9 protein-coding genes and 2 pseudogenes are annotated in these 12,708 nt (G+C 33.0%); all 11 read right to left on the reverse strand.

The genetic code is table 11. The features are described from left to right. Window positions 1-72: 72 nt before the first annotated feature. Window positions 73-846, reverse strand: a pseudogene (istB, locus tag KNP85_RS05710) (IS21-like element helper ATPase IstB). Next, the gene (gene istA, locus KNP85_RS05715; RefSeq protein ID WP_214802011.1) at window positions 843-1,955 is read right to left on the reverse strand and encodes an IS21 family transposase; all 1,113 of its coding nucleotides are present in this window, start codon (window positions 1,953-1,955) and stop codon (window positions 843-845) included. Before istA ends, istB begins: the two are co-directional and overlap by 4 nt. A gap of 22 nt (window positions 1,956-1,977) precedes the next feature. Then, window positions 1,978-3,501 carry a murein biosynthesis integral membrane protein MurJ gene (gene murJ, locus KNP85_RS05720; RefSeq protein ID WP_214802014.1) on the reverse strand — a complete coding sequence of 508 codons (1,524 nt, stop codon included), beginning with the start codon at window positions 3,499-3,501 and terminating at the stop codon, window positions 1,978-1,980. Between the two features lie 501 nt (window positions 3,502-4,002). Further along, entirely contained in the window at window positions 4,003-5,112 is a 1,110-nt protein-coding gene (locus KNP85_RS05725; RefSeq protein ID WP_214802017.1) for a glycosyltransferase, read from the reverse strand. Window positions 5,113-5,566: 454 nt separating this feature from the next. After that, a pseudogene (locus KNP85_RS15960) lies at window positions 5,567-5,698 on the reverse strand (IS30 family transposase); the annotation flags it as partial. A gap of 220 nt (window positions 5,699-5,918) precedes the next feature. Then, window positions 5,919-7,208 carry an O-antigen ligase family protein gene (locus KNP85_RS05730; protein ID WP_214802020.1) on the reverse strand — a complete coding sequence of 430 codons (1,290 nt, stop codon included), beginning with the start codon at window positions 7,206-7,208 and terminating at the stop codon, window positions 5,919-5,921. Further along, window positions 7,183-8,286: a glycosyltransferase family 4 protein gene (locus tag KNP85_RS05735; RefSeq protein WP_214802023.1), complete on the reverse strand. Its 1,104-nt coding sequence runs from the start codon at window positions 8,284-8,286 to the stop codon at window positions 7,183-7,185. Before KNP85_RS05735 ends, KNP85_RS05730 begins: the two co-directional genes overlap by 26 nt. Then, window positions 8,286-9,602, reverse strand: a complete 1,317-nt coding sequence (locus KNP85_RS05740; RefSeq protein ID WP_353048918.1) for a nucleotide sugar dehydrogenase — start codon at window positions 9,600-9,602, stop codon at window positions 8,286-8,288. Before KNP85_RS05740 ends, KNP85_RS05735 begins: the two co-directional genes overlap by 1 nt. A gap of 5 nt (window positions 9,603-9,607) precedes the next feature. Beyond that, window positions 9,608-10,753 carry a glycosyltransferase gene (locus KNP85_RS05745; protein WP_214802042.1) on the reverse strand — a complete coding sequence of 382 codons (1,146 nt, stop codon included), beginning with the start codon at window positions 10,751-10,753 and terminating at the stop codon, window positions 9,608-9,610. After that, entirely contained in the window at window positions 10,750-11,583 is an 834-nt protein-coding gene (locus KNP85_RS05750) for a glycosyltransferase family 2 protein (RefSeq protein ID WP_214802044.1), read from the reverse strand. The genes KNP85_RS05745 and KNP85_RS05750 overlap by 4 nt, the downstream gene beginning before the upstream one ends. Window position 11,584: 1 nt before the next feature. Further along, window positions 11,585-12,706 carry a non-hydrolyzing UDP-N-acetylglucosamine 2-epimerase gene (gene wecB / locus KNP85_RS05755; protein WP_214802047.1) on the reverse strand — a complete coding sequence of 374 codons (1,122 nt, stop codon included), beginning with the start codon at window positions 12,704-12,706 and terminating at the stop codon, window positions 11,585-11,587. Window positions 12,707-12,708: the final 2 nt, after the last annotated feature.

A 12,708-nucleotide genomic window follows, 5' to 3' on the forward strand; every position in this document is an offset into this window, starting at 1 on the left:
TAACTTTCACACATGTCAACAGCGGTTTAAAATTCCCTCTTAATAACGGATTAAAAATCCCTTTTCTACACGTTACTCTTGGAAACTATCGACACGGGTCGGCTGGATGCCGGCCCGTTTCTTTTCCCTCATCCGATATGAATCTCCCCGAATGTTAAAAGTGGTCGCATGAGGAAGAAGGCGATCTAAAATCGCAGTCGCCAAAACCTCGTCACCGAATATTTTTCCCCATTCAATATATGACTTGTTTGAAGTCGGGATGATCGAGCCTCTCTCATATCTCTTCGAGATGATTTGAAACAGCGCATTCGCACTGATGGGGTCGAACGGAAAATAGCCGATTTCATCTAGAATGAGTAGCTCGGATCAACAGTACCTTTTGATGATACGAGGAAGAAGGCCAGATTTCTCTGCTTTTTGACACTCCTCGACAAAATCGTTCGCGGTAATGAACGAAGTCCGATAACCTTTCGTGACAGCTTCCGCAGCGATTGAAATCGCCAAGTGTGTCTTCCCGACCCCCGGCGGGCCCAATAATAATACATTGAAGCCGTTATCGATGAACCGACAGGTCATCACCTCCCTGACGCGCTTCTCATTGAGGCTCGGCTGGAACGCGAAGTCAAAGTCTTCTAATGTCTTAAAATAGGGGAGTCTGGCACGTTTTATTCGTTTCGATAGCTCTGTTGACTCACGGTGTTCGATTTCCGTCATCAGAATACTGTTTAGAAAGTCCGAATATGCTACATTATTCTTGGAGGCGTCCTCAAGGATTCCTTCAAGCTGGTTGGCCGACAATTGCCATCCAACTTTTTCTAAGCGTTCAGTGAGAAGGTCCGTGTTCATTCGTGATCACTCCTTTCGAGCTGTTCGTACACTTGAAGGGAACGACGTTCCACTTCAGGAATATCGGGCTGGAGACGACGGGTCGGCAAACCTTTTTGAGTCGTTTCTAGCCCTTTGTAATGCTCTAAATTCAATTGATACTTCAAGTTTCCGGAGGCGATTGGGTGTTGCGCGATTTGTTCGCCATCAGCGTAGACCTCGAGATGATGGTCAAGGGTGATTCTGATTCGCACATGCTGTCCGACGAACCGGAACGGAACTGAATACTGTCGTCCTTGGTAGGACACAAAACAGTCTTTACTTACTTCACGTGTTTCCCAACGGTGAATCGGATAATGCGGCTTCAAATGTCCTGGCGCCAGGAAACCTTGTTCAACCTCGAAGCGTTTCTCAGGTGACTCTTTCGTCGTATCGTTTTTCTTTTTATTGGCCGTGTTTTGTAGCCACTCCAGGACGTCACGATTCAATTGTTCCAACGTCTTTCCGATACGTCGCTTTAAAAAGTTCTGTTTCATGTAGCCGAGTGAGCGCTCGATCTTCCCTTTCGTCTGTGCCCGTCTGAGCTTGCACGCCTTCGGCGTGATTCCGTAATAGGCCAAGAAATCTTCGAACTTCTGATTGAACTTGATACCGTTCGGATTGTGGCTGATGATCGCCGTTTTCATGTTGTCATAGAGAATCTGTTGCGGTACGCCATTGAAGAAGGCGAACGCATTCATATGGCACTTCATCAGAGTCTCCAGCGTCATGTCGGTTGTGAACTCGATATATCGCATCCTTGAATATCCGAGGATGATGGAGAAGGCATACACCATACGCATTTCACCGTCTACTTCATACGTCCCGACATCACTCCAGTCCATCTGTCCCTGTCGTCCAGGCGGCGTCTCAAACCTGACGGTAGCCTGCTTTTTAGGCTGAAGTCTGTAAGGTCTCACGTACTCCCTCAGAATCGTCATTTTCCCTTCATAGCCTAGCTTTTGAATCTCATCGAACAGAACCTCGCAATTGGTTGTACCTTCTTGTATACTTTCGTTTTTGTAGTGTTTGTTGGGTTGGTGTGTGTTGTGAAAAATAGGAGTGCAGAGTTGTGTACGTTTCCGTTGCACACTTCTGCACTCATATTTTGCACTACACAGCAGCTTTACTAAGCCTCTTCTTGATCTCTGCAACAATCACGTCAACGTCTTCGATTTTCATAAAATAAATAATCATAAAATATGAAACTGCTCCAACCACTATTGCTGTCAGAAGAGAAAAACTCTGCGTTAAAGAAATTGACAAGAAATCAAAGCTCAGTTTAGCAAATAATCCCATTAGCAAAGAAGCAAATATAATTTTTAGGAATGAAAGGCTGATTTGCTTCATACCAAAAGGGCCAATCTTCTTCCTGAGACTAATTATAAGTAAGATGGAACATAAAATTGCTGACAAACTAGTAGCAAGAGCCAAACCATTTAAACCCATATATCGAGATAGAATAACATTTAATACTATATTAATCAAAAGTGAGATTGATGCATTTATTAATGGCGTTTTAGTATCTTGCATAGCATAAAAACTTCTATAAAATATTTCTCTTGTTGACATTCCAATAATTCCTATTGAGTAGAATATTAAAGCTTCAGTTGTCATAAATATTGCAGTGGCATCAAATTGTCCTCTACCATACAAAAGAGATACTATATCATTTGAAAAAATTAAAATTCCTACTATTGATGGGATAATCAAAAGATTAATTGCTCCTAGTGACGCCCTAATTATTCTTTTAAATTCTTGATACTCTGAATTCGCAAACACCTTAGATAAATTAGGATAAATTACAGTAGCAATAGGTACTACTAATATTGCATACATTAATGCAGTTATTTTATTCGAGTAAGATAAAACTGATATACCACCTTCACTTATTGATGAAGCCAAAGTTCTATCAACTAGTACGTTAATTTGATATACCGAACTTCCGAGTATCGCTGGAATAGACAATGTTAATATTTTCTTAATGTTTTTATCTTTAATATTAAAATACAACTTGTAACTGTAATCACTTTTTTTCATATCAATTAAGATGAAAATTAGTTGAAAAAAAGTGGCAACTATCGCCCCTAAAGCCAAGTAACTCAAGTTATATTTTGCCCCGACAAATATTGAGGCGATTGTTACAATATTTAGTGGAATTGTCATTAATCCTGTAGACATGAATCTATTTTTTGATTGAAGATAGCTAGAAAACACAAAAATTATCGCGGAAAAATAGATGCTAAAAATTGAAATTCTTGTTAAAGTAACAGCAAGTTGAAGCGCTTCGTCACTAAATCCAGAAGCAAAAATAAGCACAATTCGATTCGTAAATTGAAACAAAAGAGCTATTATTAAAGTAGAAACGACAAGTAGTAGATGTATTAAATTATTTGTAAATTTATTTGCTTCATTAACACCGCTTTGTTTCCTTATAGATGTATATAACGGTATAAATGTGGTAGAAATACTTGCACCGATTAATCCAAAAATTGTCTGAGGAATAGTAAGCGAGATGATATAAGCATCAGATATGTAACTTGCCCCTAGGAAATATGCCAAGACTAGATCTTTCGAGAATCCAATAATCATTGATAAAATGGTTAATGTCATAAGTATTATAATATTTTTCTTCATTTCAATGTATTTATATCTCCTTTTGTATTAAATGATTTCAACGTTTTGTCAAATTCTGTGCAATATTTTATCCATAGACACCCTTTGTTTTATTCACTAGTCGAGACATTTCCGGGGCCTCCCGTTGATTCTTCTAGTTTTCCTGAACACTATGCTTTTTTGGAAAACTCTTGAAAGGTGCAGAAGTTAATAGTTCAGTATATGTGAAACGTTCTTGTCGCTTTACTTCTTCAAAATCAAAATCACTATACTATTAATTCGTTCTCCGGGAACCTGGCTATAAATGGTCAAAGAAAACAATCTTGCTTCAAAAGAAACGCTTAATAGTGATCAGTTTGCCTGCAGCTTCTCAATTAATTTCTTCACCTTCGCTACACAGTCGATTTCTAGCGTTTATGCAGCGTTTATGCGCACTTCTAAAATGTATATTGTGGCGGCTTTATTCTACACAAAGACAACGCTGTGGTTTTTCCACTTTGAGGATTTCATTTTACTCTATAATTAATCGTACTTCACGAATTGAATAACATCTCTAATTATATTTGACCATAGGAATTTTTCTTTTATATATTCCTTTGCATATTCTGATTTCTTTGTTTGAAGGTAGGGATTGTTTTTAATATTTATAATTGAATTCTTAATCTTCAAAGGATCTAAATCATCAATAGCAAAAGTTGCTTCACAAAATTCGTTTTCACTCAATACTTTTGTTGTTAATACAGGAATACCACTTGCCATATATTGAATCAATTTTGACGGAAATGCAAATTTTGAAATGTAATTTTCTGTATCTCTTAAATTGATTAATAAGTCAGCCCTACTTACAGCAGAATTTATCTGACTATTACTAACAAGACCGTGATAAATTATATTATCAGCTCTTTTCACACAATTTTCTACATAACTCTTTAATGGTCCATCTCCATATATGTCCAAAACTATATTTTGTCCTTTTAAATAACTCATTGTTTCAATTAATGTTTCGATAGAGTTATATTCAATTAAAGTTCCTGAATACACTATTCTAAATTCATTTTCACTATTAAGTGTCCTTAAATAAACCTTAGGAACTATCGACTCTTCATTTATACCTACTTTAGAGATTAAAAAAGGTATACTTAATTTCATTTCTTTATAGGCTTCTTCGTTGAATAGAATAATACCATCTATAGTGTTCACATATCTTATTCCAAATCTAAAGTACAAATCAATAAGATTTTTTTTTAGAAAACCAGAACTATTTGTAGCACCCTTGTGAGTGTCAAAAGTGTAGGATATAAGTTTTGTGTCATATAATTTCGATACTTTCTTAAGTTGTCTAAAAATTCTGTAGTCGTACCCGAAAGCAATAATTATTTTTTGTGAATCTTTAAACAACGAGTTTTTACATATTGTTGTTCTTATTGCGTTTGCTATAGTTTCATCTTTATTTAGTGAAAATAAACTTACATTTTTATATTGCATATCACTTTTAGCGCTGTATGAAACTATTGAAACTTTTGCATATTGTGCTAGTGCCTGTGCAAACTCAATCTCAAATATTTTACTGGATGAGTTCACATGATTTTTATCAATAACGTCTAATGATTTTGAATATAAAATTATTTCCATCATTTTGCACCTCCTTATGAAAAATAAGCTCTGTCAATTATACTTAGATTTAATAATATAATAATCATGCAGCTATGTGTTGTTGTTAATAAGAAATCACTTTTCCATACTACTCAAAACAAAAAAATAAGAATAAAGATATAGTCATCCTATATTTTTCGAAATAAGTTAAATATATTAAGTAATCATTCATTTACAATCGCCTTGTTATATGACGGTTTTTGAAATTCAGCGCATCACTTCTTCGGTAAAAATCTTGTATGCGATTTCCTTCCTAACACAAAGATTTATTCATCGGTTGATCTTAGCGAGGACGTCCGCAAGTTCGTCATAAGTGACCTGCGCGAAGTCCGTTTCTTATTGAAAGAACTCAAGATTGAAAGAATTAGCGGGGAAGACGGTTGGCGTTCTTGTGTTGCTCCCTCCATCGAGGTCTCGGCACAATCCACGAAAGGGTTTTTCGCTTTAGGAACGTAGCGACGCATACCTTTGATTTTCCTCGTCTGCCGACGACCGTGTCGAGTTCCAATGGTTCGAACGTCTGGCGGACCCGAACCTTTAGCGGTCGTTTCGAGATGGGGAAGCCGACGTTAATATTCATTTGCTTCTCGCGATGGATCGGATGAATATACCGTGCTCCGATATAATTCTCTTCACGCTCTCCATTGTTGCAAAATTGGTGTAACTCCTCCGTCTGAAAGTGTATTGTCGCGACTGTATTATATACGAGCAAAGCGTAATAAGATTTTTTACCTTCACGTTAGGGTGTTGCACTTAAATTTATGATTTATCATGTAAAAAAGAAATTAAGTATCATATGCATATATCGCAAGGGACAAATAACAAAGGACTCCAATGTTATTTGGGCTAAAAAACATCATTTCCCCCATATTTAACATGAATGTCACAACTAGTAACGGAAGTAATTTCAAGCTATTATTACTGATGTAAATGATTCTTAAAATCAAAAATATAAATAGTGATAAACCTAAAATTCCAGAGAAAGCTAATAATCCGAAAACTATATTACCTGCTTCCACAATATATTCGAATCCAAAATTCCAGGACCGATTTGAGCCTTCAACTGAAGGTACCCCGAAACCTTTGCCGATTAATGGACTCTCTATAAAATCATCTAGAAGAGTTTTTAGTTGAATCGACCGTGAATAAAGAATGCTATCGTAATTTGATTTGTAAATGTAATTTATAAAGATCTCTTGGCTCTTTTTTGTAAATCCAATTATTAAAATAATAGGGAAAAAGAGTCCAAATCCCAAAATTATACTCTTGTAATTTTTAGTGAAATTTAAAAAATAATATATTAAAATACACGTCAAAACAGTAATTAAAGCAGTTCTTGAGAAAGTAACATATATCAATAGGAGTCCGATTAAAGAATGTGCACTTTTAGAGTAAGACAGATCTTTTTCATTGTTTGACCTTACTAAATTAAACGCAACATAAAATGCTACTATAATACCGAACATATTAGGTTGATTTGTGATGCCTTGAAACGACACCCCATTTCTTAAGTATCCTAACGGAGATATTATAAGCGGAATCGAAATTAAAATTAGAAAAAATAAGACTTGAAAAATTTTCTCTTTCCAATCTATTTCTTTAGAAGTTGTTTTAATGCCAATTAGTATAGCTAGGAACACAATATAAAATAATGTAATTTTAAATATCGATACTATGGGAAAACCACTAATAAGTAATGAACTTATAACTATATATACATAAAATATTGTAAGCGAATAGATCGGAAAATTATTGTAATTATTTTTTTTTTGCAAGCTCAAGTAAATTATTGAAAATGAAGATAATAAAAGAATTAAATATTTAAAAGTTTGTACCGAAGATATGTCTATAGCCACACCAGGATTAATAATCGTTCGTACCATTATAAAAATGATTATTATTAATGCCCCCAATTCTTTCTTAGTTAAAAGAAAAGTTAAAAGCAACAAAGAAATCATTAATGTAATAGTGTTTAGAAAGCTAAATATTAGTAAACTTATTAATAAACATACATTCAATACATAATTTAATGATTTACGTTTTTTCTGTTCAGTTTTTAATAACAACGTCTCCAATAATTTCACCAGTCCTTATGGCCATTTTTTCTATGGTATAGTTCTGAATGATGTCAATACTATTTATTGACATTTTTTTGCGAACGTCTTCATTTTCTAAAATATACAAAACTTTAGTTAATAGTTGCTCGATATCTTGTGTGTTTACTAAAAATCCGTTATGTTCATCTTTAATCATTTCTAATGCTGCCATACATTCATAGGATGAAATTATCGGCAAGCCACATGACATGGCTTCATTTATAACTAATCCCCATACGTCATATCTAGAAGGATGAACAAATAAATCACTTAATGTAAGTAGTTTTTTTACGTTTTCTTTGGTTTGAAAATCCATGAACCGTATATTCTGAATACCACACTCACTGATCAAGTCCATATATTCTTGAGATGGCTTCCCGCCCACTAATACTAACCTAAACTCTTTACCTAACTTTCTTTTAAGATTAATTAAATCAATATATCCTTTAGCTGGTACAAATGAACCAACACCAATTATTATCTTTTCATTCTCGTCAAATCCAAATTCTTTTCTATATTTCTTTTTTAAACTATCAATTTGATTGTACTCGACAATTTCTTTTTGATAAATAGACGTGAAAGGATACTTGTATATTCTACTTTCTTCAACATCGTAATTGAGTAAATAATCTTTTGATTTATCACCTGGAACTAAATAGGCAGTAGCCCCACCTATAAAGAACTTCTTTATAATACGGGTTAAAAAATTCTCTTTTTTTACGAAGCCTCCATCAATATTTAATATATATCTTCTATTAAATGTTTTCATTAATGCAATCGATAACATACCATAAAACGTTGAATATCCTCCAATTACAAAAGTTCTATCATTATTACGTAGTAAATAAATAAAGTAAGAATATTTGAACTTAAAATTTTCAGTTTCACTTAAATATTCTGAAGTGAAGTTGACATGATTAAATTTATGCCAATTTAAATTCCGATACTTGGAATATTTATTTTCAAAAAAAACTTTAACATCATTGTTTTCACCCATTACATTTAAGAAATCAACTCTATATGGTGATGGTATATTTAATAAATATGCAATTTTCATTACAAACTCCAATAACTAAAATTTTCACTTTCAAATCTGGTTGATGGAAATATCCCTTTTAAATCAATAATTAATAACTTTTTTTTGTTACCACGAATTCGATTGAAATCATAGTTAGTCAATTTTTTATATTCATCGTGAGCAACACCGATTATTAGACAGTCTAAATCTTTGAAAGTTTCATAATCAACAAACTCTGAATCACTGATTTTATTTATTTCTTCTTCATTAGCGTATAAATCTGATATTTGGGGAACTACACCATAGCCCTTTAATTCATTTACAATATCAAACATTTTAGAATTACGAATATCAGGTGTGTTTTCTTTAAATGTCAATCCTAAAATACCGATATTTGCCCTTTTTATTGATATATCTAATTTAATTAGCTCTTTGATAATTTGTTCTACAACAAATCTACTCATCCCATCGTTTACTTTTCTTCCAGAAGCAATTATTTGACTATGATATCCAATTTTTTCGGCTTCGTATAAGAAATAGTACGGATCTACTCCTATACAGTGTCCGCCCACAAGCCCAGGAGTAAATTTTAATGCGTTCCATTTTGTATTCATTGCTTCTATGACATCATAAGTGTTTATGTTCATTTTATTGAAAACCATAGAAAGTTCATTCATAAATGCAATATTTATATCTCGTTGACTATTTTCTACTACTTTTGCAGCTTCAGCTACTTTAATTGTAGGTGCTCTATGAATACCCGCCTTAATAATCGTACTGTACACTTGAGAAATTATTTCAAGTGCTTCCTGATCTGAACCAGAAACTATTTTAACAATATTTTCTAATCGATTCTCTTTATCTCCAGGGTTAATCCTTTCTGGAGAATAACCAACTTTGAAATCAGTTCCTAGCTTCAAACCCGATACTTCTTCTAAGATGGGTACACAAATATCTTCTGTAACCCCCGGGTAAACAGTAGATTCATATACGACAATAGAACCCTTTCTTAAATATTTCCCTATCGTTTTACTGACATTGATTACAGGGTTTAAATCAGGAGTTTTATCACTGTTTATTGGTGTTGGTACTGCTGCAATGTAAAAAGAAACATTTTTTAACTCTGTTTCATCATTCGTAAATTTCATTGAGGATTTTTTTATAGCATCGTTCCCGACTTCATTAGTGGGGTCAATTCCAGATTGATATAATTGCACTTTTTCTCTGTTTGGGTCAAAACCAATTACGTCAGTTACTTTTGAAAAGGAGATGGCAAGGGGCATACCCACATATCCCAAGCCTAAAATACCAATACCATTATTCTTTTCATTAAAATGTTGATTAAATTCACTCACTAAAATCATCCTTTCAAAACACTCAAAAAAACATTAAGATAATCTTCCTTTAAATCATCTACTTTAATTGTTCTTTTGATGTATTCTTTTGAGTTTTTTTTCATTTTTTCATGTGTCTTAAAATCGATTCCTATCGCTTTATTTAGGACGCTTACAAATTTATTTTCATCAAGAGGAATATCCCATCCACACATACTATTCTCCAAACCATTCCAAGGTGTTTGGTCGCTAATAATTACTGGGCATGCGTTGATAAGAGATTCAACAATTGTATGTCCGAAATTTTCACCTAAAGTAGGAGAAATAAAAAAATCATATTTCGGAATTATTTCTTCAACCTTTGAATGTTCTATAGGACCATGGAATTCGACACTAATATTTTTAGGCAACTTCTCTACAGTCTCAATAATTTCTTTATGGTATGCTTCATCAGACACAGGTCCATAAATATCTAATGTTACTCTACCTTTTATTTTTTCCAAACACTTGATTAAGAATAATATATTTTTCACAGGTGTTATTCTAGATATGCATATTAATCTCAGTTTTCCTTCTTCTTTATAAGAAACAAGTGGCGTTTCTTGTAATAGTTTTTTATCAGGAAAGTTCATCAGTGTTTCAATATTTTTTTCTCTGAATATATTTTTGATTTGAACTTCTTCTTCCGAAGATGTTGAAATCCATTTTAAATTTTTATACAGTTTCATAATTTTCGAAAATTTTAAAAACAATCTTTTTTTCTTATTTTTGATAGAAAGGGCGCCATTTGACAAGTCACCTCTTGGCATAATAACTATAGGTGTAGAAATTAATTTCATCTTGTTTAAAATTAATGTCTTTATTGTATAGTCAGAAAAAATCCCATTAAGTAATATTAAATCGTGTTTTCCCCTTGTTAGATTAAATATTTGCCTTATAGTTAATTTTTCTCCTTTGTGATAGTAAACGTTTTCTATCCCTATTTTATTCCACGCTTCACTTTGTATATTTTCATAACTAACCAAATCACCTACATCTCGATCCATAGCTACAACTTTTAAAGAAATACTCTCAGATAAATAAAATCCGAGATTAGCAATACTCCTAATTGGTCCACCCGCTTTATAACCTGGCAAGTACACTCCGTTAAATGTTAATATTACCTTCTTCATATAACTTCCTTTTCTTTTTTTCTTTCATGTATTTTACAATCAACTAAAAATCTATACCAAAATGCTTGTAGAATTGCGTGCATAAAGCCTTCTTTACCATCAAGAAACCCTAATCTAATAATATACCTATATAAAAAATAGGATAATGGACGAATTCCGAATGGAAGGTTATAATAAATTTTATTTTTTAAATTCTTTTTAATTTTCTGAGTTATCAAAAGATTAGGTTCAATCTTTTTTTCTGAAAAATAATAATTTACTTCTTTATTTGAATACACATTATGTTTCGCGATCCAATCTGTTAGTGATTTAAAATCGTTATGTATTATATCTGATTTCATTTCTATACTTTTTCCCTCAATCAAATATAGATGCTCATCCATCTCGATTTTTTCTACCGTGGCTTTTCCTTTTTTAAATATTCTTAACCCTTTTAAAGGATATATACCTCCATAGCGAAGAGACTTACCTAAAAAGTTCACTTGGAATCTTACTACAATACCATTTATTTCACTTTCAATATTGTCTTTACATAAATTAATAATTTCTTTACTAGCTTGACGAGGGATTTCTTCATCCGCATCTAATCTCATGATCCAGGTTGATTTTATTGGTAATTTTTCAATCGCAAATAAAAGTTGTTCACTATGATTAATAAATTCATTAAAAAATATGTTCACATTCAGTTTTTGAGCTATTTCTATAGTTCTGTCTGTACTAAAGCTGTCCACTACGTAAATTTCATTTGAAATTAATTTAGCTGATTTTATACATTTTTCAATATTTTTTTCTTCGTTAAAAGTAAGAATAACGACCGCTATGTCCTGCATTTTACTTTTTTCTCCAAACCACGTTATTAATATAATCTGTATATGAAATAATAATTTTCAATACTTTTTCAGATACATTTATGCTATTGTAATCCTCAACTATTCGAAGATTAATTTCATTTTCTAGAATCTTAAGACCTTGCAATACTGTCTTGCTTGAAACACCTACCATCATTACTGTGCCTTCCTCCATAGCTTCAGGTCGCTCATGTGCTTCTCTTATGTTTAGAGATTTTATACCTAATATCGAAGTTTCTTCACTAATTGTTCCACTATCGCTTAATACTGCTTTTGCATTAATTTGAAGATTGTTATAGTCAATAAATCCAAGCGGTTTTAATAATTGAATGTTTTGATGGAATTTTACCTGCTTCTCATCAATCATTTTTCGAGTGCGCGGATGCGTGCTCAAAATAACTGGTAGATCATATAATTCTGCAATTGAGTTCAATGACTCCATTAAATTCAAAAAGTTCTTTTCAGACCCAATGTTCTCTTCTCGGTGTGCGGATACTAAGAAATATTTGTCTTTTAACAACCCTAGTCGTGATAGTACCTCAGAATTTTCAATCTCATTTCGTTTTGACTCTAAAACCTCATACATTGGACTTCCTGTTTTAATAATACGGTCTGCAGGTAATCCCTCACGAAGTAGGTATTCTCGCGCAATACTGCTGTATGTCAAGTTGATATCCGCAATATGATCTACAATTTTACGATTTGTTTCCTCAGGAACACGTTGATCGAAACATCGATTACCTGCCTCCATATGGAAAATCGGAATTTTTCGTTTTTTTGCTGCAATTGCGCATAAACAACTATTTGTATCACCAAGAATCAACACTGCCTCAGGTTTTTCTTTATCTAAGATAGGATCAATTGCGATTAAAATATGCCCAATCGTTTCTGTGGCTGTTCCATTTGCAGCATTCAAAAAATAATCTGGTTTTCTCAGATTAAAGTCTTCGAAGAATACTTCATTCAATTCGTAATCATAGTTTTGTCCTGTGTGCACTAAAATATGTTCGATGGCTTCCGATTCTTCCAAACGATTGATTGTCGCAGATAATCGAATGATTTCTGGTCTCGTTCCAACAATCGTCATAACTTTTAATTTTTTCATCA

The sequence above is a fragment of the Exiguobacterium sp. s194 genome (assembly GCF_018618275.1).
Classification (GTDB): Bacteria; Bacillota; Bacilli; order Exiguobacteriales; family Exiguobacteriaceae; genus Exiguobacterium; species Exiguobacterium chiriqhucha.